Here is a 25,159-nt window from a genome sequence, read left to right on the forward strand (position 1 = left end):
CCGCGCGTGTTCATTGATGCGCCGGCTCAGCGCTCCAGCACCCAGGTGTCCTTCGTTCCGCCGCCCTGCGAGGAATTGACCACGAGCGAGCCCTCGCGCAGTGCGACCCGCGTGAGCCCGCCTGGCACCATGCGCACTTCCTTGCCCGAGAGCACGAACGGACGCAGGTCGATGTGGCGCGGCGCCACGCCCGTTTCGACCCACGTTGGGCAGGTGGAAAGGGAGAGCGTGGGCTGCGCAATGTACTTGTCCGGGTTCGCGACGAGCGCCGCGCGAAACGCCTCGATCTCGGCGCGCGTGGCGGCCGGACCGATCAGCATGCCGTAGCCGCCCGCCCCGTGCGTTTCCTTCACGACCAGTTCCGGCAGATGGTCGAGCACGTAGTGCAGGTCGTCGGCCTTGCGGCACATCCACGTGGGCACGTTCTTGAGCAGCGGTTCCTCGCCCAGATAAAAGCGCACCATGTCGGGCACGTAGGGGTAGATCGACTTGTCGTCGGCGACGCCCGTGCCCACGGCGTTGCACAGCGTCACGTTGCCCTTGCGGTAGACGTTCATGAGGCCTGCGGCGCCGAGCGTCGAGTCGGAGCGGAAGACGAGAGGATCGAGAAAGTCGTCGTCCACGCGCCGGTAGATCACGTCCACCCGCTGCGGGCCCTGCGTGGTGCGCATATAGAGGTGATCGTTCTCGACGAACAGGTCCTGGCCTTCCACGAGTTCGATGCCCATTTGCTGCGCGAGGAACGCGTGCTCGAAGTAGGCCGAGTTGTACGTGCCTGGCGTGAGTAGCACGACCGTCGGGTTGTCGGCGCCGGACGGCGCGGCGGCGCGCAGCGTGTCGAGCAGCAGGTCGGGGTAGTGCGCAACGGGCGCCACGCGATTGCGCACGAACAGATCGGGAAAGAGCCGCATCATCATCTTGCGGTTTTCCAGCATGTACGAGACGCCGGAGGGCACACGCAGGTTGTCCTCGAGCACGTAGAACTCGCCCTCGCCGGCGCGCACGACATCGATGCCCGCGATATGCGCATAGATGCCGTGCGCGACGTTCACGCCCTGCATCTCGGGGCGGTACTGCGCGTTGCGCAGGATCTGGTCGGCGGGTACGATGCCGCGCTTGACGATCTCCTGTTCGTGATAAATGTCGTGGATGAAGCGGTTGAGCGCGTTCACGCGCTGGCGCAGGCCACGCTCGAGCGTGTTCCACTCCTGGCGCTGGAAGATGCGCGGGATCACGTCGAAGGGAATCGTGCGCTCGGTGCCCGCGCCCGTTACGTCCTTTTCGCCATAAACGGCGAAGGTGATGCCCACGCGCCGGAAGATGGCATCGGCTTCGGCGCGCTTCTTGAGCATCTGCTGCTCGCTCTGGCTGCGCATCCAGGCGAAGAATTCGCGGTAGTGGGCGCGCGGCTCGCCGGCCAGCGCGAACGCCGTGGCGGCCAGGCCCCGAACGGCGAACTCCCCGTACTCGAACATCTCATTGAAGAATGTTTGCGTCATGTCCGTTTTTCCGTTCGCTGCTTTTTTGCGCTCGCTTATTCGTGTTTCTTCGCGCTTCTTCATACTGTTCGGTAATCGGGCTGCATGGGGGCGACGCAACTTCCATGCCGATGCCTGCGGCAACGCGTGCTCAATGTTGGTGCGCGGTGACGCTCAGAACTCCATATCGAGTTCGTCGATGTCCTCGGTTTCCGCCTGGGCCGCCGCGATCCATTCGGCGACGTAAGGCTGTTTGAGCACGCGCATGCAATAGTCGCCGATGTCGGGGTCGATCGGTACGTCATAGGTGAGCAGGCGCGTAACGACGGGCGCGTACATCGCATCCGCCGCGCCAATCTCACCGAAGAGCCACGGGCCGCCATACTTCTGCAGACATTCGCGCCAGATAGTCACGATGCGCCCGATATCGTCCTGCGCGCGCGACCAGACGCGAAAGTTCGGAAAGTGCCCGCGCAGGTTCATCGGCAGTGCGGAGCGCAAAGCGCTGAAGCCCGAATGCATTTCCCCGCAGACCGAGCGGCAGTGCGCGCGAGCCGTGCGGTCCGCGGGCAACAGCTGCGCTTGCGGCTGGATCTCGTTGAGGTATTCGCAGATCGCGAGCGTGTCCCAGACCGTGATGCCGTCGTGGCGCAGGCAGGGAACGAGAATGGAAGGCGAAAGCAGCAGCAGCTCGGCGCGCGTGGCCGCGTCGTCGAGCGGGACCGTCACCGTGTCGAATTCGAGTCCAGCGAGTCTGGCAAGCAGCCAGCCGCGCATGGACCACGACGAATAGTTCCGGCTGCTGATCGTCAGGGTCGTATTCGTCTGACTCATGGAGAGCTCCTGAATGGTGAGGACATGATGGCAAACAGTGCGACGATCAGGAAGCCGCATGCACCGAATGCGCGCATCGCTCCTTCATGCACCTCTCGCGCCAACTCGCCGCACTATATTGCGGCATGCAGGAGGGCAATGCCGCCGCTTGCCGCGAAGCGCCCGCGCCGTGCTGCCGTGGCGTGGCGCGAGGGGCGAGGCGCGCGTGCTCTCGCACGTATGGCGCGACATGCCGAAAAGGTGCAAGCACTGTGCCAATGAACGCTTCTGGCACACGTATTGCCTGCTTCGCTTCGCGTTCAAGACAATCGAGATCTCTGCCCATGAACCTGCTTGCCTATCTGGCCTACCAGTCGTTCGCGGACTTGACGAGGTTCGGGCGCACCACCGCGTCGTTCTCCCGCGCGGCGCTCGCGGCCTGGCCCGCGCTCGCGTCCGGCTTCGACGCGCGCTATCTCGATGCCTTGTGGGAGCAGATCGAGCTTGCCGGGCTCTCGCACGCGCGGCCGCCGTTTGAAATCGATGTTGTGGAGGTGGATGGCGTGCGCACGCCGGTGACCGAAGCCGTCGTCAAGCGCACGCCGTTCGCCTCGCTGCTCCACTTTCGCAAGGACGTCGCCACGCCGCAGCCGCGCGTGCTGCTCGTCGCGCCGATGTCGGGGCACTTCGCGACGCTGCTGCGCGGCACCGTACGCACCATGCTCGCCGATCACGACGTCTATATCACCGACTGGCACAACCCGCGCGACGTGCCCTTGTCGGCGGGGCGCTTCGGCTTCGACGAATACGTCGAGCACGTCATGTCCTTCATTCGGCGCATTGGCCCCGATGCGCATCTGGTGGCGATCTGCCAGCCAACGGTTGCGGCGCTCGCGGCCGTATCGTTGATGGCCGCCGACAACGACCCCGCGCAGCCTGCGAGCATGACGCTAATGGCGGGACCGATCGATTGCCGGGTGAATCCCACCAAGGTCAACGAACTCGCCAACAGCAAGCCGATCAAGTGGTTCGAGCGCAATCTCATCAGCGCGGTGCCAGGCGGCTTTCCCGGCGCGCAGCGTCGTGTGTATCCGGGCTTCGTGCAGCTCAGCGCATTCATGTCGATGAACCTGGAACGTCATCTCGCCTCGTTCGAGGAAATGCGCCACGAGCGGGCGAAAGGCGACCCCACGAGAGCCGATGCGCTCAGCGTGTTCTATCGCGAGTACTTTGCCACGTCCGATCTCACCGCAGAGTTCTACCTGGAAACGGTCAGCTCGGTGTTTCAAGAGTACGCACTGCCGTTAGGCAAGCTCAAGGTGGGCGAGCGCCTCGTTGAGCCGCACGCGATCCGCCGCACCGCACTGCTTACGATCGAAGGCGAGAAGGACGATATCTGCGCGGTCGGCCAGACCGTTGCCGCGCATGACCTGTGCCGGGGGTTGCGCCCTTATATGAAGACGCATCATGTGCAGACGGGCGTGGGCCACTACGGCGTATTCAATGGCCGCCGCTGGGACACGCAGATTTATCCACTGGTGCGTTCGACCATACACGACCACGAGCCGCGCGCGCGGCGCATCGCGGCGCCGGAGGCGGTAGGCGACGATCAGGTGACCCTGCGCGCGCTGCTCGATGCCGATGCGCATGCGGCAACGGCAATCAGCCGCGCCGCCGAAACGCAGCCAAACCAGGGCTAGCGCGTTAGATTGCGGGGCTCGCCTGCCAGGGCGTCGGCGTGGGCACGGCGCAGGGCGCTTCCACGTCGATCGACTTGAAGTCGGCGGGGCTCACGATTTCGAGGTACTCCATGTCGGGCGAGTAATCGAAGAGGTAATGGGCGATGCCCGGCGCCTGATGCACGCAGTCGCCCGCTTCGACGAGGGTTTCCTTGTCGCCGTACATGAAGCGCGCCCAGCCCTTGAGCATGATGACGATATGAAAATCTGCCTCATGCCGGTGCCAGCCCGTGCCCAATTCCGGCGCGAGATTTGCCCTGACGAGTTGCGCGACCACCTTGCCATGCGTGGCTTTGGCGATTCCCAGGTCGCGATAGACAAAGAAGTCGCGCAGCCCGCCGCCCGTGAATGACGTGTCCTGCGGCTTGACGTGCGAAAAGTCCGTGGCGAGTGCGGTTTGCATGACAGGTCTCCCGAGCGCAAAGGTTGAAGGGGCAACGGGTTCGGCAAGCACGACGCGTTCCAGCGCGAAGTCGTCGACGTTCGCGTGCTTCCATGACGCATTGAGAGTTATATCAATTCCGTTATTCATCACATAATGAATCGAAATTTCGACCTTATTTTTGACTTACCACTATCTTCGCTAACGTGACGTTAATCGGCGGGAAACTGCCGTGTCGCGTCCTTCCCATTCCCTGTTTCGGAGACCTCATGGCAACAAGATTCGCTTGCGCGGCGGTGCGCTCACTGCGCCTCGTGACTACGCTTTTCGCCACGCTTGGCGCTTATGTAGCGTTGAGCCCCACTGCCACCGCTGCGGCCCCGATGGGCGTCGCGTTCGTCTACCTCGGCAACCCCGGCGACGCAGGCTGGACCTACGCGCACGAACAGGGCGTGAAGGCGATCGAAGCGAAATTCGGTGACAGGATCAAGGTCACGCGCGTGGAGAACGTGCCCGAATCCGCCGACTCGGAGCGCGTGTTTCGCGACCTCGCGAGCAAGGGTAACAAGATTATCGTGGGCTCGAGCTTCGGGTTTCAGGATTTCGAACTGAAGACCGCAAAGGATTATCCCGACGTCGTATTCGAGCATGCGACGGGATACAAGAAGGCCGCGAACTTCGCGACCTACGACGTGCGCACGTATCAGAGCGCGTATCTGGCCGGGCTCGTTGGCGGCTATACGACGAAGACGAATACGCTCGGCTTCGTCGCCTCGGTGCCGGTGCCCGAAGTGGTGCGCAACATCAACGCCTTCACAATGGGCGCGCGTTCGGTCAATCCGAATGCGAAGGTCAAGGTTATCTGGATCAATAGCTGGTTCGATCCGGGCAAGGAGAAACAGGCGGCCGAAACGCTGATCGGCCAGGGCGCGGACGTGCTGATTCAGAACACCGATTCGACGGCGACGATGCAGACGGCCGAACAGAAGAAAGTGCATGCTTTCGGTTGGGACTCCGATATGAAGAAGTTCGGCCCGAATGCTCAACTGGGCGCATGCGTGAGCTACTGGGATGTCTATTACTCTCACCTGATCGAACAGGTGCAAGCCGGCACGTGGACCAACACGCCGACGTGGTGGGGCCTCAAGGAAAAGGCCATCGACCTCGCCGACATCAACACCGCAACCGTCTCGCCCGCCGCGCAAAAGGCGCTCGCGCAAAAGCGCGACGACATCATCGCCGGAAAATTCGATCCGTTCGCGGGGCCGATCAAGGATCAGAGCGGCACGATCAAGGTGGCAGCGGGCACGTCGCTGCCCGACGCCGAGTTGCTGCGGCTGAACTGGTTCGTGCAGGGCGTAGACGGTGCGTTGCCGAAGTGAAACCGCCAACAAGGAGGAGGCTCGCTTTGAGCCTGACCATTTCCCCACAACAGAACGCTTCTGAATTCCCGGAGCAAGGGCTCGCGCCGACGCGCGATCAGATCGTCCGCCATTTGCGGCAGGCAAGCGTGATCGCGGAACGCGCGACGCAGTTGGGCCATCACCCGTTTGGCGCCATTCTCGTCGGGCCCGATCAGGAATCGGTTCTCATCGAACAAGGCAATGTCGATACCGTCAATCATGCGGAAGCCGTGCTCGCGCGCATCGCCGCGCTCAACTTTACGCCGCAATACTTGTGGAGTTGCACGCTGTATACGACGGTCGAGCCGTGCTGCATGTGCGCGGGCACGGCCTACTGGGCGAACATTGGGCGCGTGGTGTTCGGCATGACGGAAGAGCGGCTGCTGCAGGCCACGGGCAATCACGCGGAGAATCCGGCGATGAGTGTGTCGTCGCGCTATGTTTTCGATCATTGCCAGAAGCGCGTTGACCTGATCGGGCCCGTAGCCGAGGTCGAGGAAGAAGTGATGCAGGTGCAGCGCAATTTTTGGGGACACACTTGAGCAGTGACTTCATGCCGTAATCACGCGAAATCGCTCTGTAAGTCGGCTGACCTATGCTTAACGCACCGGCGTACCTTTGAACAGGAGAAACGCAAATGAAAGCTCGGCGCATCTTTGCAGCCCTTTTGGCTGTATCGCTTGTCCTGGCGCTGCCAGCCACCGCGAGTTACGCATGCGACGGTACGGGTTATAACCAGCCAGGCTCTGGAAAATGAAACGGTTAGATAACTAGCCGTTTGCCTGGAAAACCGCCACCAAATATCTTTTTTGCACCGCCGCATCGGGTATGCTGATCCCCATCCATCTCATTGAATGAGAGAGAAACAGGGGAGCGAAGACATGCGGCGTGTGGTGTTCAATCAGAAGGGTGGCGTAGGCAAGTCAACGATCGTTTGTAATCTCGCTGCGATTAGCGCGAATGAGGGCCAGCGTACGCTCGTTATCGACCTCGACGCGCAGGCAAATTCGAGCCAGTACCTTCTCGGCGCGGCTTCCACCGACGCGAAGCCCAACGTCGCCGACTTCTTCGAAACCGCGCTGACGTTCAGCTTCCGGCCGATCGACGTCACGTCGTTCATTCATTCGACACCCTTTGAAAATCTGGACGTGATGCCCGCGCATCCCGATCTTGACACGCTGCATGGGAAGCTCGAGTCGCGCTACAAGATCTACAAGTTGCGCGACGCGCTCAAAGAACTCGACATGTACGATGCGATCTACATCGACACGCCGCCTGCGCTGAACTTCTACACGCGCTCCGCGCTGATCGCGGTTGAGCGCTGCCTCATTCCATTCGACTGCGACGACTTCTCGCGCCGCGCACTCTATACGCTGCTCGAGAACGTCAAGGAAATTCAGCAGGACCACAACGCCGGGCTCACGGTCGAAGGCATCGTCATCAACCAGTTCCAGCCACGCGCGAGCCTGCCGCAGAAACTTGTCGACGAACTCGTCGATGAAGGATTGCCGGTGCTGTCGTCGCGGCTGTCGTCGTCGGTGAAGATTCGCGAATCGCATCAGCAGGCCAAACCCGTCGTGCACCTCGACCCGACGCACAAACTCACGCGCGAATTTGTCGCGCTACATCAGGAGTTGAGCGGGGCTTGAAGGGCAACACCGGACATCACTGGTTTACGCCCTCGGCGGAGTGTGCAAGTATCGCTCGCAGCGAGTAGCACCGATACTCTTGCTCCCTTGTGAGGTGCAGAATGGACTGGAGGTTCTGGAAGACAGAGAAGCGCCAGGAAGAGGCGCGCAACTGGCCTGCCGATACGCATGAATCGATACGCCAACTCCTGGGCATGTATCAGGGCGTTGGCACACCGCCGTTCACGAACTGGGCCGCGCCTGGCATCGCGTTCACACCCGAAGTCGAAGCGATCGCCCAAAATGGGGTCAAGGGCTATCAGCTTGCCCTCTGGTTCTGGCTGTTTGCCGAGAAGCACGGCACGATCGCGGCGAGAATGGCGCGCGAAACGTTCTGCCTGCTAGCCGATGCGGCGCAGCCGTCGTCGGGAGACGCGATCGATGCGCTCCTCGATCAGGAAAACCGCCTGGCCCACGTTGTTGAAGCTATCTCCGCCGAACAGCGCGCGTTCAGACTGGAAAGCCTGAGCGTCGAACTGCCGATGGAATTCTTTCTGGCCACCGGCACCCTCAGGCTCCGGCCCGACTCGCCTTATGCGGGGGATGTGACCACCTCCCTGCAAGGCAACGACTACAAGCTGGCGGACTGCTTTCGCCACGCCACTGACGAAGCGCTGTCCGTTTTCCGGCCGATGATCCAGGCGGTCGAGTTCGACGCGAAATCGTTGCCCAACTGGAAATGGAGCGCCCGGCCGGGTGCGGCTGAGCGGCATCTGCAGCGGCGCTACAGCAATCCACTCTTTCCGCTGCACCGGCAGATGGTGACGGCTCACGACGTGCATGAGGCCCGTCTTGCCGACAACCAGGCGCTGCAGGATGTTCGCAACGAACTCAATGCAGTGCGCCGCGCATTCTTCGAAAAGCCGGAACTGCCGTTGAACTGGCTGGCGTACCTCGAAAGCTACCGGGACGAGGTGGACAGGCTCGACGAACGCCGCCTCGTAGCGGGTGGGCAGAACGCTGCGCTCGGCGAAGCCATAGCGGCGCTGCGTGCCGACATTCTGGCGCCGTGGCGCGCCGAGATTCAGAAGAATCGCCACAGCCTCGCCACGCTCGAGCAGGACGAAGCGCGCAGGGCCGAACGGCGCGCGCTGCTGTACGGCTGCGACTGGACCGCGCAACTGCTGAGTCACGGCTCGTTGATCCCCCCGGACGAAGTCGTTCCCGCTCTGCTGAGCGAATCTCCACCGGAGTTGGAGAGGGCGGTGACAGGTCTGCAGTCGGAGTCGCGCCTGCATGAGACGCTGGCTCACTGCAGGGCCGTTGCGCATCGGCTCGTGAATGAGCTTCGCGCGGCAGGTCACACCTTTCCCGATATGACCGACAAGTTGCGTATTCTGGACGGCTCGTTCGACGCCCCCCTGAACGGCCCGCAGGACCGGCCGCTCGACGGCACGCCGGGACAGGTGCCGGCCTGAAGTTCGAAGCGGGCACCCGGTTGAACCACTAACGTCAGGTTTTCAGCCGGTAGCCCGTCTTGAAGATCCACGCGGTGATCGCGAGGAACACGGCGAGAAAGGCGGCTGTCATGCCGAGACTCACGCCGACGTCGACGTCCGCGAGCCCGTAGAAGCTCCAGCGAAAACCGCTGATGAGATAGACGATCGGGTTGAATAGCGTGATCACCTTCCATGCCGTAGGCAGCATGTCGACTGAGTAGAAGGCGCCGCCGAGGAAGGTCAGTGGCGTGATGATCAAGAGCGGCACGATTTGCAGTTTCTCGAAGTTGTCCGCCCAGATGCCGATGATGAAACCGAGCAGGCTGAACGTTACCGCGGTGAGCAGCAGGAACAGCGCCATCCACACGGGGTGCAGGATCTGGATCGGCACGAAGAGCGCCGCGGTCGCGAGGATGATCAGCCCGAGCACGACCGACTTGGTCGCCGCCGCGCCGACATAGCTGATCACGATTTCGAGGTAGGACACGGGCGCCGAGAGCAGCTCGTAGATGGTGCCCGTGAAGCGCGGGAAGTAGATGCCGAACGACGCGTTCGAGATGCTCTGCGACAGGAGCGACAGCATGATCAGGCCTGGCACGATGAACGCGCCGTAGCTGACACCGTTCACTTCCTTGATGCGCGAACCGATTGCGGAGCCGAATACGATGAAGTAGAGCGAGGTCGAAATAACCGGCGCGACAATGCTCTGCATCAGCGTGCGCCGCGTGCGCGCCATTTCGAAACGGTAGATGGCGCGAATTGCGTAGTGGTTCATCGGGAGGTTACCTGTCCTTTGCCGTCTTCTGCGACCGAAGCTGGGGTAAGCCCTGAAGCGGCCGCCGGGTCTTTATGGACGAGACTCACGAAGATGTCCTCCAGCGAACTCTGGCTCGTTTTCAGGTCCGTGAAGCCGATGCCGGCCTCGTTCAGGTTCTTGAGCAGCGTGATGATGTCGTTGCGTTCGTTTTCGCTGTCGTAGGTATAGGTCAGTTCGGTGCCGCCGTCGGCCAGCTCCAGCCCCCAGGCGGCGACCTCGTCCGGAATGGCGCTCAGCGGGCCGTCGAGCTGCAACGTCAGCTGTTTGCGGCCGAGTTTGCGCATGAGCACGTCCTTGTGCTCGACGAGCATGATCTTGCCTGCGTTGATGACGCCGATGCGGTCGGCCATCTCCTCCGCCTCGTCGATATAGTGCGTCGTCAGGATGATCGTCACGCCGTTCGCCTTGAGCCCGCGCACGAGTTCCCACATGTCGCGGCGCAGTTCGACGTCCACACCCGCCGTCGGTTCGTCCAGAAACAGGACTTGCGGCTCGTGCGCGAGCGCCTTCGCGATCAGCACGCGGCGTTTCATGCCGCCCGAGAGCGTCATGATCTTGTTGTTCCGCTTCTCCCACAGCGAGAGGTCGCGCAGCACGCGCTCGACATACGCAGGGTTGGCCGGCTTGCCGAACAGGCCGCGGCTAAACGATACGGTCGCCCAGACCGTTTCGAACGCGTCGGTCGTCAGCTCCTGCGGCACGAGGCCGATCAGCGAGCGCGCGGCGCGGTAGTCGGCGAGGATATCGTGACCGGCCACGCGCACACTGCCCTCGCTCGCATTGACGATGCCGCAGATGATGCTGATCAGCGTCGTCTTGCCCGCGCCATTCGGCCCCAGCAGGGCGAAGATTTCGCCCCGCTGAATGTCCAGATTGATGTTCGTGAGCGCCCGGAGTCCCGACGCATAGACTTTCGAGAGATTCTCGATGGAGAGGATCGTTTGCATGTGCGTGACATTACCAGAAGCGGGGAAAAGACATCGCGCGGGTCCCACGCGGGACATCTCAGGGAAAACCCTCTCATGTCATTCCCATTCGATGGGAATCGTATTTTTGATTTCTGGGAGTGACGTGGCATGCTGAGTGCATCAATTCAGCCTTCGTCCTCCAGGTGAAACAGGAACCCGGTGTTACCGGCGCAGAGCGCCTGCTACTGGTGCTCTCGGCACTCGCGAGCCGCGGCAAGGCCATGTCGGCGAAGGACATGCTTGCGGCCACGGGGCTCGCGCAAAGCACACTCTACCGCCAGGTCGCGGTGCTCAAGCGCTGGGGCTTCGTGACCGAAGACGCCGGCTACTACGCGCCGGGCCCCATCAGTCTGCAGCTTGCGCTTGGCTTCGACGTCAATTCGCTGCTCGTCGAATCGAGCCGCGAAGGCATGCTTCAACTCGCGCGGACCTCGCAGGAGAGTGTCGGGCTCGTCGTCGCCGTGAACGACCAGGTGGTCTGCCTCGAAATGGTCGAAAGCACGCATTCGCTGCGCTGCTCGTTCGAGAAGGGCCGCGCGGTGCCGCTCAAGGCTGGGGCGTCGGCCAAGTCGTTGCTCGCGTTCATGCACGAAAAGGCGCGCGGCGAGACGCTCGATCGCCTCTTCGCCGGCGACGCGAAGGGCCGCGCCGCAATGGAAGCGGAACTGGAGCAGATTCGCGCGCGAGGCTACGCGGTAAGCGAAAGCGAAGTCGACCCCGGCGTATGGGGCGTGAGTGCGCCTGTGTTCCGGCGCGTTGCGCGCGGCGCGCTCGCCAATGCATCGATCACCTTGATGGCGCCATCGTCGCGCGTGGCGGGCCGCGAGCTGCAGCTCGCCGACTGGACCTTGCGCACCGCGCACACCATTTCCGCCCGCCTCCAAACCGATTGACCGAAACGAACGAAACCAAAAACCGCAGCGTCCCGACCAACCACACAGGAGTCCAACATGAAACTGCACAAACTGCTGTCCGCCACGTGCGTCGCCTTCGCGATGTTCGCCGCCGCCGCTCCCGGCACCGCGAGCGCGCAAGCGCAGAACGTCCTGCAGGTCGCGACCGACGCGACGTTCCCGCCGATGGAATTCACGGAAAACGGTCAGCGCACCGGGTTCGACGTCGACCTGATGAACGCGCTCGCCAAGGCAATGGGCAAGCAGGTCCAGTGGACCGACATCGACTTCAAGGGGCTGATTCCGGGGCTGATCGCCCACCGCTTCGACGTCGCGATCTCCGGCATCTACATCACGCCTGAACGCAGCCAGGTGGTGGACTTCACGCAGCCGTATTTCGCAGGCGGCCTCGTCGCGCTCGTGAAGGCCGACTCGCCCATCAAGACGCTAGCCGATCTCGACGGCAAGAAGGTCTCGGTGCAGGTCGGCACGAAGTCGGTGAACTTCCTGCGCGACAACTACCCGAAGGTCACGCGCGTCGAGGTCGAGAAGAACCAGGAAATGTTCGACCTGGTCGGCATTGGCCGCGCCGACGCCGCCGTGACCGGCAAGCCCGCCGCCTACCAGTTCGCCCGCACGCGCGCGGGATTTCGCGTGCTCGACACGGAGCTGACGAAGGAGGCCTATGGCATCGCCGTGCGTAAGGACGAACCGCAACTGCGCGATTCGCTGAACGCGGCGCTTGCGAAAATCAAGGCAGACGGCACCTATGCCCAGATCGTGAACAAGTGGTTCGGCACGAGTTCGAAGTGACCCGGCGGATCTGATCCATGCAACTCGACTTCTCTGCGGCCATCGCCGGTTGGGCCGACATCGCACACGGCGCGCTGGTCACGGTGGAAGTGACCGCCGCCGCGCTCGTGCTCAGCTGCATTCTCGGCCTTCTGATCGGCATCGGCCGGCTCGCGCCGCAACGGCGGCTCATTTACGGCTTCTGCACGGGCTACCTCGTCTTCTTTCGCGGCACGCCGCTGCTCGTGCAGCTGTTCCTGCTGTTCTTCGGACTGCCACAGTTCAACATTCTGCTGCCGGCGTTCGTCTGCGGCATGCTGGGGCTCGGGCTCTATTCGGCGGCCTATGTCTCGGAGATCGTGCGCGGCGCGATCCAGTCCGTCGATCGCGGGCAGACGGAAGCCGCGCGTTCGATCGGCATGTCGGCGGGGCAGGCCATGCGCGCGATCATCCTGCCGCAGGCCGTGGTTCGCATGATTCCGCCGCTCGGCAACGAATTCATCGCGCTCATCAAGAATTCCGCGCTGGTCTCGCTGCTGACGATCGACGACCTGATGCATGAAGGCCAGAAGATCATCAGCGTTTCGTATCGCTCGCTGGAGGTGTACCTCGTGATCGCGCTCGTCTATCTCGTGCTGACGCAGACGACCAACTATGCGCTGCATCGCGTCGAGCGCCGTCTGCGCGCAGGAGGGATGGTGCAATGAGCGCGCAACCGGATCCGATCGTTCGCATTCGCGGACTCAAGAAGTCGTTTGGCTCGCACCTCGTGCTCAACGGCATCGACTTCGACATTCAGCCGCAACAGGTGGTCGTGGTGATCGGCCCGAGCGGTTCGGGCAAGAGCACGTTCCTGCGCTGCTGCAACGGCCTCGAGCAGCCCGAGGGCGGCACCGTCGATATCTGCGGTCATCGTCTCGTGGAAAACGGCGCCATGCTCAAGGACCGCGCGCTCAATGCGCTGCGGACCGAAGTCGGCATGGTGTTCCAGTCGTTCAACCTGTTTCCGCACCTCTCCGTGCTGCACAACATCACGGTTGGGCCGCGCATGTTGCGCGGGGCATCGAAGGCGCAGGCCGAGTCCGCCGCGCTCGCCTTGCTCGAGAAAGTCGGGCTCGCGCACAAGGCGCACGTCATGCCGGCGAGCCTTTCGGGCGGGCAGAAGCAGCGTGTCGCCATTGCGCGCGCGCTTGCCATGCAGCCGCGCGTGATGCTGTTCGACGAGCCGACATCGGCGCTCGACCCGGAGCTGGTCGGCGAGGTGTTGCAGGTCATGAAGCTGCTGGCTTCCGAGGGCATGACCATGGTGGTCGTCACGCACGAGATGGGCTTCGCGAAGGAAGTGGCCGACGTCGTGGTGGTGATGGACGGCGGCGAGATCGTCGAGGCGGGGCCGCCTTCGACGATCTTCACCGCGCCGGCACAACCGCGCACGCGCAGCTTCCTGCAAGCGGTGTTGTCGCGCGCATGAGCCGCTCGTCCGTACTCGACGGTAAGGCAGGCGCAAACGTGATGCTGCTGCGCGGCGCCGATCTTGTGCCCGCGCCATGGAAAAATGGCGGCGGCGTGACGCGCGAAATCGCGGCGGGTTCCGCAGCGAGCGCGCCATCCGATGGGTTCGCGTGGCGCGCGAGCCTCGCGGATATCGCGCAAGGCGGCCCGTTTTCGTGCTTCGCGGGCATCGACCGCACGCTCGTGTTGATCGAGGGCGCCGCCTTGCAGCTGGACGAAGCGCGCGCAGGCGGGCAAGAACCTCGCGCCACGCATACGCTCGAACGCGCGCTGGACATCGCCCGCTTTGCCGGTGAGTCCGCGATCGATGCACGGATCGCCGCCGGCCCCGTGCGCGTGTTCAACCTGATGGTGCGCCGCGAGGCCGCGCGCGGCGCGCTCGAAGTGTGGCGCGAGGCAAGTCGGCGCAGTCTGCATGCGCAGACCGTGTTGCTGCATGCCGTGCAACGTCGAGTCGAGGTGCGCGTGGCCGGCGAGGGCTTCATCGCGCTCGCGCCCGGCGACACGTTGCGCGTGGACGCGGAGCAGGCCGTGGACCTCGAAACGCGCGGCGCAGGCGCGCTGCTGGCCGTCACACTCGATATCGCGCAAGCCTGATTTCATGAGCACCCTTATTCCTCCGCTTTCCATGACGAACGCGCTCTTCGCGGAACATGCGTACCTGCCCGGAGGCTGGCGCCGCAACGTGCTGCTCGAATGGGACGCAACGGGCACGCTGCGCGGCGTGACGCCCGACCTCGCGCACGCTCCGAACGGCGTTGCGCACGCGGCGGGGCCGATCATGCCTGGCATGCCTAATCTACATTCACACGCGTTCCAGCGTGCCATGGCGGGGCTCACCGAATATCGCGCGCATCCCACCGACAGCTTCTGGAGCTGGCGCGACCTGATGTACCGCTTCGCGGCGCGCATCACGCCCGACGATCTTGCCGCGGTCGCGAGCTGGCTTTACGTGGAAATGCTCAAGGCGGGCTACACGTCCGTCTGCGAGTTTCACTACGTGCATCACGCCCACGACGGCCAGCGTTATGCGAGCGCCGCCGAACTGGCGCAGCGTGTGGTCAAGGCGGCAGAGGTCACCGGTATCGGCATGACCATGCTGCCCGTGCTCTACCAGTACAGCGGCTTCGGTGCGCAAGCGCCGCGCGACGATCAGCGGCGCTTCATCAACACGCCCGACCAGTTGCTCGCCATCGTCGAGTCGTTGCGACGCTTTCTGCCGGAGCATGGCGCGTTGCGCTATGGCGTCGCGCCGCATTCGCTGCGCGCGGTTTCGCAGGACTCGTTGCGTGCGCTGCTCGAAGGGCTCGACGCCGCGTTGCCTCACGCGCCGGTGCATATCCACATCGCTGAGCAGACGGCCGAAGTGGACGCGTGCCTCGCGACCGAGCGCGCGCGGCCCGTGCAATGGCTGCTCGATCGCTTCGACGTGAACGCGCGCTGGTGCCTCGTGCATGCGACCCACATCGACATGAACGAGACGCTCGCGCTCGCGAAGAGCGGCGCGGTGGCGGGCTTATGCCTCACGACTGAGGCGAATCTCGGCGACGGACTCTTCCCGGCCCGCGACTACCTGGGGGCGCAGGGCGCGTTCGGCATCGGCTCGGACAGCCATATCGGCGTGGACTGGCGCGCCGAGTTGCGCTTGCTCGAATACGGACAGCGGCTCTCGCGGCGCGAACGCAACGTGCTCGCGTCGCCCGAGACCGCGCAGGTGGCCGACCGTCTTTTCGACGCGGCGCTCGCGGGCGGCGCGCGCGCGACGGGGCGCACGGTGGGCGCGTTGCAGGGGGGCGCCCGCGCGGACTGGCTGGTGCTCGACGTACAGCATCCGAACCTCGCGCAGCAGACGCCGCAAAGCTGGCTTTCCTCAGTGGTGTTCTGCGAGCACGGCGAGACGCCGGTACGCGACGTCTATGTAGGCGGCGAGCAAGTCGTCGCGCAGCGGCGCCACCGCGACGAAACGCGCCTGTACGCCGACTATCGCAAAGCGTTGAACCATCTCCTCGCCGGCGCTTGAGTGCGCGGCCAACCGAACGGAGCCCACATGACCGACCTCTTTTCGCTCGAACGCGGCACGGCGCCGCTGCTGATTTCGATTCCCCACCGCCCAACGACGAGAGCCTGTATCCGGGGCAGACGACGACTTCGCTGTGCCCGACCGAAACGTTCCGCGGCGAGGCGCTCTATCGCGTGGGCCGCGCGCCTGATGCGCAGGAGCGGCAACGCCGCGTCGCCACATACTGGCAGCCGTATCACGACGCGCTGCGCGGCGAGCTGCAGCGCCTGCGTGCGCAGCACGCCAACGTGCTGCTGTGGGAAGCGCACTCGATTGCGAGCGTGCTGCCGCGGCTATTCGATGGCCAACTGCCCGATCTGAACATCGGCACGCAGGATGGGCGCACCTCGGCGGCGGCGGTGCAGGCGGCGGTCGAGCGTGCGGCGGCAGCGAGCGACTTCACGTGGATCGCGAATGGCCGGTTCAAGGGCGGCTACAACACGCGTCATTACGGCGCGCCGCAGGACGGCGTGCATGCCGTGCAACTCGAAATGTGCCAGCCGACGTACATGAGCGAGGCAGCGCCGTTCGACTACGTGCCTTCGCTCGCGCAGAAAGTCGAGCCGGTGGTGAGCAGGATGGTTGACGGCGCGCTCGAGGCCGTGAAGGCGATGAACGCCTCCGCGGGCTGATAGCGCCGCGTGTGAACGCGCTATTAAGCGAATCCCTACATTTCAGACCGCGGCCGATATCAAAGGCGTTCCCGCGCGAGCGCGGTCGCGACGACCTCGTCGCTTGCCCCGTTCAGCGCGCCGCTCGCGGGAAAGTACTCAGTTGTGCGGGCTACGATCGCGCTGCCGATCGTAGTATTCTCTAGCGACGCGGCCTCGGGGGGCGCTGATGTGCCATCGCGAAGCAGTCCAGACATCCACATAAAGAGGAGAGGTTGAATGAAGTTGACGAAGCTCCTGTTCACAAGCGCGTTTGCCGTATCGGCACTTGGATTTACCGCCATTTCCGCCCATGCGGAAGATTTGCTGGATTCCGTCAAACAGGCCGGGGTGCTCAAGATCGGTCTGGAAGGCACCTATCCCCCGTTCGATTCCCGTGACAGCAAGGGCGAACTCGTCGGCTTCGACGTGGACGTCGCGAAGGCCGTCGCGGCCAAGCTCGGGGTCAAGCCCGAGTTCATTCCCACCGAGTGGAGCGGCATCATCGCGGCGCTGCAGGCCGGCAAGTTCGACGTGATCGTCAATCAGGTGACCATCACGCCGCAACGCCAGCAGGCGCTCGACTTCAGCCAGCCGTACACGTACTCGGCCGCGCAGTTGATCCAGCGCTCCGACGACAAACGCGAATTCAAGACGCTCGACGAATTCAAGGGCGACAAGAAGCTCGGCGTGACGCTCGGCACCAACTATGACCAGATGGCGCGCGCCGTGCCGGGCATCAACGTGCAAACGTATCCCGGCGCGCCCGAGAAACTGCGCGACCTGGCCACGAAGCGCATCGACGCGACGATGGACGACCGCCTGATGCTGCCGTACATCATCAAGACGTCGAATCTGCCGCTGCGTCCGGGCGCCGTGTTGCCAGGCGCCGATCAGGAAATGGCCATTCCGTTCCGCAAGGGCAATCCGAAGTTCGAGAAGGCGATCAACGACGCGCTTACCTCACTCAAGCAGGACGGCACGCTCAAGAAAATCTCCATGCAGTGGTTCGGCCAGGACGTGACGCAACCGCTCGCTCACTAACGCTACAGGCGTTTCGCGACAATCGCGCCGGCCGCATTCATGGCCGGCGCGTTTCGCTTCATCACACGCCTTCCTACCGCGCCGCCTGCGTCCTCGTGCGCAGCTTGGCGACTTCCGCCACGCCCACCCCGCCTGCCTTGTTGTTCCAGCCCGCGCGAACGAACGTGAGCACATCGGCGATCTGCTTGTCGCTTAGGACATCTGCATAAGCGGGCATGGGGTACGGCGCGGGCATGCCCTGGATCACGAGGTCGCCCGTGCCGTTGAGCGTAACGTTGATGAGCGACGAAGCGTCCTTCTCCAGCACGTTCGGATTGCCCGCGAGCGGCGCGAACATCGGCGCGAAGCCGCGCCCGTCGGCGCCGTGGCAATGCATGCAATACGCCGTGTAGACGCGCGCGCCCGCATCGTTCGCCGGACGCGAGAGCGACACTTTCGTCGCCTGCGCATCATAGGCGTAGGCCGGTCCGCCGTCGCCGCCTTTCGCCGGCAGCGACTTCAGGTAGACCGCGATCGCGTTGACGTCCGCGTCGTTCATGGACTGGGTGCTCTTGTTGACCACATCGGTCATCGCGCCGAACGCCGAGGCGTGCTGGTTCGCGCCCGTCTTCAGGAACTGCGCGAGGTCCGCTTCGCTCCAGCGCCCGAGGCCCGTGTTGTGCGCGCCGGTCAGGTTCGAGGCGAACCAGCCGTCGAGCAGGGCACCTGTGAGCCAGGCGTCGCCGCTTTCGTCGAGCGCCTTCTCGTTGAAACCGATGCCGCGCGGCGTGTGGCACGAGCCGCAATGGCCGAGACCCTGCACAAGGTACGCGCCGCGGTTCCATGCCAGGTCCTTGCCCGCTTTGTCCTGGTACGCGCCCTTCTCGAGGAAGACGGCGTTCCAGATCTTGAGCGGCCAGCGCATGTTCATCGGCCACTTGATGTCGGCGTCGCGGTTGCTCTGCTTGACCGGTTGCACGCCTTGCATGAAGTACGCGTAGAGCGCGGCGACGTCCTCGTCGCGCACCTTCGCGTACGAGGGATAAGGCATCGCCGGATAGAGGTTGTGGCCGTCTTTGGCGACGCCCTCGCGCATGGCGCGCGCGAAGTCCGCTTGCGTGTAGCGGCCAATGCCGGTGTCCGGGTCAGGCGTGATGTTGGTCGTGTAGATGCGGCCAAGCGGTGTGCTCATCGGCAGGCCGCCTGCAAACGGCCTGCCGTGCGGCGCGGTGTGGCACGCCGCGCAGTCGCCCACGGCGGCGAGGTAGGCGCCGCGCTGGATCGTGGCGGCGTCCGCTGCGCCTGCCGCGAGGGCGGGGCGCGCAGTCACGCAGGCGAATGCTGCGAGCGCGAGCGTTGTACCCGCGACGCGGCGCAGGCCGCGGGCGCGTCGGGATGCGTTGATCATTTTCGTCATGGTTCGCTCCCTCAAGCCGACTGTGCGGACGCGCCCGCGTTCACGAGCTGGCGGCCCACGGGCAAGTGGCGCAGACGCTTTCCGGTAGCCGCATAGATCGCATTCGCCACGGCCGGTATGACCGCCGAGGTCCCGGGCTCACCGATCCCGCCGGGCGCTTCGGCGCTCTTCACCAGATGCACTTCGATCACGGGCATCTGGTCGATGCGCATGATCCGGTAGTCGGTGAAGTTGGTTTGCGTGACGCGTCCGCGCTCGATCGTGATCTCGCCCCACAGCGCGGCCGTGATGCCGAATACGATGCCGCCCTGGATCTGTGCCTCGATGGTCTCGGGATTCACGGCCATGCCGCAATCCACGGCGCACACCACGCGGTTCACGCGCACCTCGCCGTCGTCCACGGTGACGTCCGCGACCATGCTGAGGAAGCTGCCGAACGCGTGCATCACCGAAACGCCGCGCCCCTGGCCCTTCGGCATGGGCGGTCCCCAGTTCGCGGCGCGTGTGGCCACGTCGAGCACATTGAGCGCGCGCGGCGACTTGCCGAGCAGATTGCGGCGGTAGGTGACCGGATCGGTCTTCGCGGCCACGGCCAGTTCGTCGACGAAGCTCTCCACCACGAAGTTGCCGCGCGTGGGCCCCACGCCGCGCCAGAAAGCGGTGGGCACCGCATGCGGCTCCTGGCGCACGTATTCGATCAACTGGTTCGGCAGGTCGTAGGGCAGGTCGGCGGCGACTTCCACGGCGTCAGGGTCTACGCCGTGCTGGAACGCGGGGGGAGCAAAGCGCGCCATGATCGAGGAGCCCGCGATGCGGTGCTGCCAGGCTACGGGTTTCCCGTTCGCGTCGAGCCCGGCCGAAAGGCGGTCGTAGTAGTACGGCCGGTACATGTCGTGCTGAATGTCCTCCTCGCGCGTGTAGAACACCTTCACCGGCACCTTCAGCTGCTTGCCGATCTTGAGCGCCTGAGTGATGGCATCGACTTCGAGCCGCCGCCCGAAGCCGCCGCCAAGCAGGTGATTGTGCAGCGTGACCTGCTCGGGCTTCAGACCCGTGACGGCCACGGCCGCATCCACGGCGCGCGTGGGCACCTGGGTGCCCACCCAGATTTCGCAGCCGTCAGGCTGCACGTGGACCGTGCAGTTGATCGGCTCCATCGTTGCGTGCGCAAGGAACGGCTGCTGATAAACGGCGTCGATGCGCGTTTTTGCCGTGCCGAACCCCTGCTGCACGTCGCCATCCTTGCGGGCGACCGCGCCCTCGCGTTGCGAGGCGCTTGCGAGATCGGCGACGATCTGCTGCATCGAAACGTTCGCGCCCGCGCCTTCGTTCCACTCGACGACGAGCGCCGCAGCGGCCCGCTTCGCGGCCCACGTGTGCGCGCCGATCACGGCCACGGCGTTGTCGATCTTCACGACCTGCGTGACGCCGGGCACCTGCTTCGCGTGCGTGTCGTCGACCTTCGCGAGCGTGCCGCCGAACACAGGGCAGTTCACGATGGCGGCATAGACCATGTCCGGCAGACGCACGTCGAGGCCGAAGAGCGCCGAGCCGTCCACCTTCTCGGGCGAGTCGAGGCGCTTTGTGGGCTTGCCGACCAGCGTGAAGTCCTTCGGGTCCTTGAGCGCCACCTTTTGCGGTACAGGCAGGTGCGCGGCCGCATCGACGAGCTGGCCATAGGCGATGCGCCGGCCGCTCGCGTCGTGCAGCACCTCGCCGGCCCGGGCGTGGCAGGTGGCGGGATCGACTTGCCACTGTTGCGCCGCCGCCTGGATCAGAACGGTGCGCGCGGCGGCGCCCGCTTCGCGCATGGGCTGCCAGGCAAAGCGAATCGACGTCGAGCCGCCCGTGAGCTGACCGCCCAGCAGCGGGTCGGTGAAGAGCTTCTCGTTGGGCGGCGCGTGATCGATCGTGACGCTATCGAGCGGCACTTCGAGTTCTTCCGCGATCAGCATCGGAATCGAGGTGTACACGCCTTGTCCCATCTCCACCTTCGGGACGATGAGCGTGACCTTGCCCGAGCGGTCGATCTGCACGAACGCGTTCGGCTCGAACACGCCGTCTTGCGGGGCTTCGTTGCCATCGCCACCAACGACCGATTGACGCGTCTGGCTGTCGCCCTGTGCGCCGGCAGAAAAGCTGATGCCGAGCAGCAGCCCGCCGCCCGCCGCCGCGCCAAGTTTGAGAAAAGTGCGGCGGGAGAGTTGGCCGCTTGCGGCGGCTTGCTGAATGCGCTGCAGTTTGCGTTCTGGCGCGCCGTTTTGCGCATCGAGGAGACCCTGTGACATGTCAGGCCTCCTTCGCGGCTTGCTTGATGGCGGCGCGAATCCGCGCATAGGTGCCACAGCGGCAGATGTTGCCCGCCATGGCGGCGTCGATATCCGCGTCGCTCGGGTTCGGATTCGCGGCGACGAGCGCTGCCGCCGACATCACCTGCCCGGATTGACAGTAGCCGCACTGCACCACGTCGATCTCGCGCCAGGCCTTCTGCACCTTCTGTCCGGCGGGGGTTGCGCCGATGGCCTCGATGGTGGTGATCTTGCGGCCCGCAACGGCCGCGATGGGCAACACGCACGAGCGCGCTGCCACGCCGTCGAGATGCACCGTGCATGCGCCGCACTGTGCAATGCCACAGCCGAACTTCGTGCCGGTGAGGCCGACGATGTCGCGCAGGACCCAGAGCAGCGGCATGTCGGGTGGCGCGTCGACCGTATGAGTTTCTCCGTTGATTGTTAGCGTCGTCATGGAGCGGCTCTCCGAGAGTGGGGATTTGTCGTTCTTGATCGTGCAATCGAAGTGTCCGCGCGCCGGCTGTTCCGCCTGGCTCGCCTAATGAGCGGGCTCAAGCGCAGGCCCGTGGGCTCGGCCTTTCGACAACCGCTCGAGTGTAGCGCGGCCCTTAAATATGTGCAGAAAACAGTCCGCGTGGTGGCTCGCAAACGAATAGTGGTCCGAGGGTAACGGGTAACCCATTGATAATAAATGGGTTGTAAAAACGATGGTCGAGAGTCCTTATCACTACAGCTATGGGGTTCGCGTTTGCTCAACTGGCGTACCGCAGAGCGAAACACTATGCTGAATTTCTTGACCACCCGAAGGCGTTTATCGACCATGAGTTCGTCCACTTCCAAACGGCCTGGCCGTAGAACCGCGCAGATGCAAACGCCCACTTCATCCGCTTCCGAAAGCCGCGCCGCGCGCTCTGGCGGCGTGCCGGGCAACGCGGGCGAGTCCGCCGCCGACGCGACGCATGGCGCGGTAAGGCCTCGCGCCCAGCGCACTGCCGAGCCGCTCCTGCCTGCGCCGCCCGACGACGAAACAACCGACCGCCAGTTCGCGATCAACCTGGCGCGCGGCCTGCAGGTGCTGCGCGCGTTCACGCCTGCCGAGCCGATGCTCGGCAACCGCGAACTGGCCGACCGCACGGGCCTGCCCAAGGCCACCATCTCGCGGCTCACCTACACGCTAACCCTGCTCGGCTACCTGAACCGCAGCGAGAAGTACCAGCGCTACCGCCTCGGCGCGGGCGTGCTCACGCTCGGCTATCCGATGCTGGCGGCCATGCAGGTCCGGCAGATCGCGCGCCCGTACATGGAGAAGCTCGCGCGCGAGACGCGCTGCTCGGTGAACCTCGGCATGCGCGACCGGCTCAACGTGGTCTACGTCGATACCTGCCGCCCGGGGCGCGACAACAGTGCTCAGCCCGACATCGGCAGCACGCGGCCGCTGCTGGCTACAGCGATTGGCCGGGCACTGCTGATCGGTGAGAGGGCGAAGGAGCGTCAGGCCGTGCTGAACCGGCTGCGCCTGAACGACCCCGAGCGCTACGCCGTCGACCAGCCGCAGTGGGAAGCCGACCGCGCGGCTTTCGCCGAGCGTGGCTTCACGTTGAGCCGCGGCGACTGGATCCGCGACATCCACGCCATCGCCGTGCCCATACACCAGCCGCCCGACGCGGAGCGCATCGCGCTGAACTGCACGGTGGTGAGCCGCCGTCTCGCCGACGACTGGATCGAGTGCACGGTCGCGCCGCTGCTGCTCGAAGCGGCGCTGCGCATCGAGCGCGCCTGTGGCGTGACGGATGCGAGCGCGGCGGCCGGCCCGCACTGACATCGACCGAACGAACCCAACGCCCAAACAGGAGATTCCATGATTCGCGACGCCGCACGCCTGAACAGCCTGCTCACGGAGCTCTATCGCTTCGTGCAGGACGAGTGCATTCCTCTCGAGGCCGAAATCGACCGTACCGACGTGCTGCCCGAAACGCTCGTTGCGCGCATGCGCGAACTGGGGCTCTTTGGTCATAGCATTGCGCAAGCATACGGCGGAGCGGGCCTCACGACCGAAGAACTCGCGTGCGTGAACATGGTGGTCTCGCAGGCCGCGCCGACCTTCCGGGCGCGTTTTGGCGGCAACACGGGCATCGGCTCCGAGGCGCTGATCGCCGACGGCACAGAAGAGCAGAAGCAGCGCTATCTGCGGCGTCTCGCGAGCGGTGAAATCACGGGCTGTTTCGCGCTGACCGAGCCTGATGCCGGCTCGGACGCCACCGCGCTCGCCACTACGGCGCGCCGCGAAGGTGACGGCTACGTGCTCGATGGCAGCAAGCGCTATATCACGAACGCGCCGATTGCCGACCTGTTCACCGTGTTCGCGCGCACGAATCCGGACGACCCAGGAGCCGGCGGAATCTCAGCATTCCTGATCGAACGCGGCACGCCGGGGCTCACGACTTCGGCTGGCTATCGCATGATGGGGCAGCGTGGTTCGCCTGTGGGCGAAGTGCATTTGCACAACTGCCGCGTGAGCGCATCGGCAGTGCTTGGCGGCGAGCCCGGGCGCGGATTCAAGAGCGCCATGCAGGCGCTCAACAAGCAGCGCATCAATCTGGCGGGGCTGTGCGTGGGGCCGGCGATACGCCTGCTCGACGAAATGCTGGCCTATGCGAAGGCGCGCGAACAGTTCGGCAAGCCGATCGCCGAATTCCAGCTCGTGCAGCAGTTCATCGCGCAAAGCAACACCGACATTCATGCGGCGCGCGCGCTCGTGCTTCAGACGGCCCGTGCGCGCGACCGCGGAGAGGACGTGACGATGTCCGCGTCGATGTGCAAGCTGTTTGCATCGGAAATGTGCGGGCGCGTGGCTGATCGAGCAGTGCAGGTCTATGGCGGCGGCGGTTTCATCGCCGACAACTCCGTCGAGCGTCTCTATCGCGATGTGCGTTTGTTCCGCCTTTACGAAGGCACGTCGCAGATTCACGAACTGAACATCGCGAAGCTCACGCTGCGCGCGCCGCTGCACGACGCGCGCTGTCACCAGATGCATCAGAGCGCAGAGTGAGCGCGGAGCGAACGCAGAAGCAACCACTGGAGATGCCTCATGGTCCGACTCGGTCCCACCGCCATTTGCTGCGAGCCTCGGCGTGCGTTACCCGATCTTCGGCTTCTCGCATTCGCCCGCCGTGAGCGTCGCGCTCGCCGAGGCCGGCGGCCTAGGTGTGCTCGGGCTTGCGCGCGCGAGATCCCCGCAGACATCCCAGCGATCATCGCCGAGAGCGAAAAACGGCTAGCGGCCAAGCCTTTGGCATCGAACTGACGCTGCCCGCCGGCGTGCCGCAGCATGCCGGGATCAACAGCATGCGTGCGGCGTTGCCTCCGGGGCTCGTTGCGTTCGTCGAGGGATTGCGTGAGCGTTTTTTTAAGCGGGTTATCCCTTAGGCTCGCCTGCGGACCGCGCGAATATGTCGAATTTCGCAGGACACATCCGCTTATTTCGACGAAATCGGCGCCGCACTCGATCCATATAATCGAACCGCAAGAGATTCGTGCAACGCATGGCGTTTAGAAAACGATCGTTCGAATCGATGCGAGAACAACGGCGCGTGAATCGACGGCGGAAAACACCGATAAAACCACCCAAAACGCGCCGCGCACAGCGAGACGCGCGTGAGGCGTGGAACAAAAACGGGCCAAAGCGCTCGTAGTCTCGCTGCGCATTGCCTGGTGCAAAAAGCGATGGGCGCACGGATATGACTCAATGGAGACAGAACAGTATGAAGAGGATCGCTAGCGGCAATCAGCGTCTTT

At 64.3% G+C, this 25,159-nt stretch carries 22 protein-coding genes and 1 pseudogene; 15 read left to right on the top strand and 8 right to left on the bottom strand.

The features are described from left to right. Nucleotides 1-26: 26 nt before the first annotated feature. Both M3I54_RS08355 and M3I54_RS08360 read right to left on the bottom strand, forming a co-directional pair. Nucleotides 27-1,499 carry a circularly permuted type 2 ATP-grasp protein gene (locus M3I54_RS08355; protein ID WP_254334655.1) on the bottom strand — a complete coding sequence of 491 codons (1,473 nt, stop codon included), beginning with the start codon at nt 1,497-1,499 and terminating at the stop codon, nt 27-29. Between the two features lie 153 nt (nt 1,500-1,652). Continuing rightward, nucleotides 1,653-2,312, bottom strand: a complete 660-nt coding sequence (locus M3I54_RS08360) for a glutathione S-transferase family protein (RefSeq protein WP_254334657.1) — start codon at nt 2,310-2,312, stop codon at nt 1,653-1,655. Nucleotides 2,313-2,635: 323 nt separating this feature from the next. Here M3I54_RS08360 and M3I54_RS08365 point away from each other — a divergent pair, with 323 nt between their 5' ends. After that, on the top strand, nt 2,636-3,991 hold the full coding sequence (locus M3I54_RS08365) for a polyhydroxyalkanoate depolymerase (protein ID WP_254334660.1): 1,356 nt from the start codon (nt 2,636-2,638) through the stop codon (nt 3,989-3,991). 4 nt (nt 3,992-3,995) lie between these two features. Here the strand turns inward: M3I54_RS08365 and M3I54_RS08370 are convergent, their stop codons facing one another. Next, nucleotides 3,996-4,433, bottom strand: a complete 438-nt coding sequence (locus M3I54_RS08370) for a cupin domain-containing protein (protein WP_254334661.1) — start codon at nt 4,431-4,433, stop codon at nt 3,996-3,998. Between the two features lie 248 nt (nt 4,434-4,681). Here M3I54_RS08370 and M3I54_RS08375 point away from each other — a divergent pair, with 248 nt between their 5' ends. The 4 genes from M3I54_RS08375 (at nt 4,682) to M3I54_RS08390 (ending at nt 8,921) form a co-directional block, all read left to right on the top strand. Beyond that, nucleotides 4,682-5,794 carry a BMP family ABC transporter substrate-binding protein gene (locus tag M3I54_RS08375; protein ID WP_254334663.1) on the top strand — a complete coding sequence of 371 codons (1,113 nt, stop codon included), beginning with the start codon at nt 4,682-4,684 and terminating at the stop codon, nt 5,792-5,794. A 26-nt stretch (nt 5,795-5,820) separates the two neighbouring features. Continuing rightward, nucleotides 5,821-6,357 carry a nucleoside deaminase gene (locus tag M3I54_RS08380; RefSeq protein WP_254334665.1) on the top strand — a complete coding sequence of 179 codons (537 nt, stop codon included), beginning with the start codon at nt 5,821-5,823 and terminating at the stop codon, nt 6,355-6,357. 339 nt (nt 6,358-6,696) lie between these two features. Next, nucleotides 6,697-7,464, top strand: a complete 768-nt coding sequence (locus M3I54_RS08385) for a ParA family protein (protein WP_254334771.1) — start codon at nt 6,697-6,699, stop codon at nt 7,462-7,464. Nucleotides 7,465-7,565: 101 nt separating this feature from the next. Further along, nucleotides 7,566-8,921, top strand: a complete 1,356-nt coding sequence (locus M3I54_RS08390; protein WP_254334667.1) for a tryptophan leader peptide — start codon at nt 7,566-7,568, stop codon at nt 8,919-8,921. Nucleotides 8,922-8,955: 34 nt separating this feature from the next. Here M3I54_RS08390 and M3I54_RS08395 read toward each other — a convergent pair whose 3' ends face one another. Both M3I54_RS08395 and M3I54_RS08400 read right to left on the bottom strand, forming a co-directional pair. Beyond that, nucleotides 8,956-9,717 (bottom strand): ABC transporter permease, encoded by a 762-nt coding sequence (locus tag M3I54_RS08395; RefSeq protein WP_254334668.1) that lies wholly within the window; start codon nt 9,715-9,717, stop codon nt 8,956-8,958. Then, on the bottom strand, nt 9,714-10,706 hold the full coding sequence (locus tag M3I54_RS08400) for an ABC transporter ATP-binding protein (protein WP_254334669.1): 993 nt from the start codon (nt 10,704-10,706) through the stop codon (nt 9,714-9,716). The genes M3I54_RS08395 and M3I54_RS08400 overlap by 4 nt, the downstream gene beginning before the upstream one ends. Before the next feature lie 164 nt (nt 10,707-10,870). Here M3I54_RS08400 and M3I54_RS08405 point away from each other — a divergent pair, with 164 nt between their 5' ends. The 8 genes and pseudogenes from M3I54_RS08405 (at nt 10,871) to M3I54_RS08440 (ending at nt 17,677) form a co-directional block, all read left to right on the top strand. Next, the gene (locus M3I54_RS08405) at nt 10,871-11,620 is read left to right on the top strand and encodes an IclR family transcriptional regulator (protein ID WP_254334670.1); all 750 of its coding nucleotides are present in this window, start codon (nt 10,871-10,873) and stop codon (nt 11,618-11,620) included. Nucleotides 11,621-11,677: 57 nt separating this feature from the next. Next, a complete protein-coding gene (locus tag M3I54_RS08410) occupies nt 11,678-12,433 on the top strand; it encodes a transporter substrate-binding domain-containing protein (protein ID WP_254334671.1) in 756 nt (251 codons plus the stop codon). 17 nt (nt 12,434-12,450) lie between these two features. Further along, nucleotides 12,451-13,119, top strand: coding sequence for an amino acid ABC transporter permease (locus M3I54_RS08415; protein ID WP_254334672.1), 669 nt, complete (start codon nt 12,451-12,453; stop codon nt 13,117-13,119). Further along, nucleotides 13,116-13,883 (top strand): amino acid ABC transporter ATP-binding protein, encoded by a 768-nt coding sequence (locus tag M3I54_RS08420; protein WP_302058878.1) that lies wholly within the window; start codon nt 13,116-13,118, stop codon nt 13,881-13,883. The genes M3I54_RS08415 and M3I54_RS08420 overlap by 4 nt, the downstream gene beginning before the upstream one ends. Beyond that, the gene (locus M3I54_RS08425) at nt 13,880-14,521 is read left to right on the top strand and encodes a HutD family protein (RefSeq protein ID WP_254334673.1); all 642 of its coding nucleotides are present in this window, start codon (nt 13,880-13,882) and stop codon (nt 14,519-14,521) included. Before M3I54_RS08420 ends, M3I54_RS08425 begins: the two co-directional genes overlap by 4 nt. A 4-nt stretch (nt 14,522-14,525) precedes the next feature. Continuing rightward, nucleotides 14,526-15,944: a formimidoylglutamate deiminase gene (locus tag M3I54_RS08430; RefSeq protein WP_375542114.1), complete on the top strand. Its 1,419-nt coding sequence runs from the start codon at nt 14,526-14,528 to the stop codon at nt 15,942-15,944. An 86-nt stretch (nt 15,945-16,030) separates the two neighbouring features. After that, a pseudogene (locus tag M3I54_RS08435) lies at nt 16,031-16,615 on the top strand (N-formylglutamate amidohydrolase); the annotation flags it as partial. Between the two features lie 258 nt (nt 16,616-16,873). Continuing rightward, a complete protein-coding gene (locus M3I54_RS08440) occupies nt 16,874-17,677 on the top strand; it encodes a transporter substrate-binding domain-containing protein (RefSeq protein ID WP_254334674.1) in 804 nt (267 codons plus the stop codon). Nucleotides 17,678-17,750: 73 nt separating this feature from the next. On the opposite strand, the gene M3I54_RS08445 is transcribed toward M3I54_RS08440, so the two are convergent. Genes M3I54_RS08445 through M3I54_RS08455 form a run of 3 tightly spaced genes read right to left on the bottom strand, consistent with a single transcriptional unit; the run spans nt 17,751 to nt 21,818 of the window. Then, nucleotides 17,751-19,073 (bottom strand): c-type cytochrome, encoded by a 1,323-nt coding sequence (locus tag M3I54_RS08445; RefSeq protein ID WP_375542115.1) that lies wholly within the window; start codon nt 19,071-19,073, stop codon nt 17,751-17,753. Nucleotides 19,074-19,084: 11 nt separating this feature from the next. After that, entirely contained in the window at nt 19,085-21,361 is a 2,277-nt protein-coding gene (locus tag M3I54_RS08450; protein WP_254334677.1) for a xanthine dehydrogenase family protein molybdopterin-binding subunit, read from the bottom strand. A 1-nt stretch (nt 21,362) separates the two neighbouring features. Further along, a complete protein-coding gene (locus M3I54_RS08455) occupies nt 21,363-21,818 on the bottom strand; it encodes a (2Fe-2S)-binding protein (RefSeq protein WP_254334685.1) in 456 nt (151 codons plus the stop codon). Nucleotides 21,819-22,229: 411 nt separating this feature from the next. On the opposite strand from M3I54_RS08455, the gene M3I54_RS08460 reads away from it, so the two are divergent. Both M3I54_RS08460 and M3I54_RS08465 read left to right on the top strand, forming a co-directional pair. Then, on the top strand, nt 22,230-23,183 hold the full coding sequence (locus tag M3I54_RS08460) for an IclR family transcriptional regulator (RefSeq protein ID WP_254334686.1): 954 nt from the start codon (nt 22,230-22,232) through the stop codon (nt 23,181-23,183). A 39-nt stretch (nt 23,184-23,222) separates the two neighbouring features. After that, nucleotides 23,223-24,413 carry an acyl-CoA dehydrogenase family protein gene (locus M3I54_RS08465; RefSeq protein WP_254334688.1) on the top strand — a complete coding sequence of 397 codons (1,191 nt, stop codon included), beginning with the start codon at nt 23,223-23,225 and terminating at the stop codon, nt 24,411-24,413. The last annotated feature ends 746 nt before the right edge of the window (nt 24,414-25,159 follow it).

Source organism: Paraburkholderia sp. CNPSo 3274 (assembly GCF_024206475.1).
Taxonomy (GTDB): domain Bacteria; phylum Pseudomonadota; class Gammaproteobacteria; order Burkholderiales; family Burkholderiaceae; genus Paraburkholderia.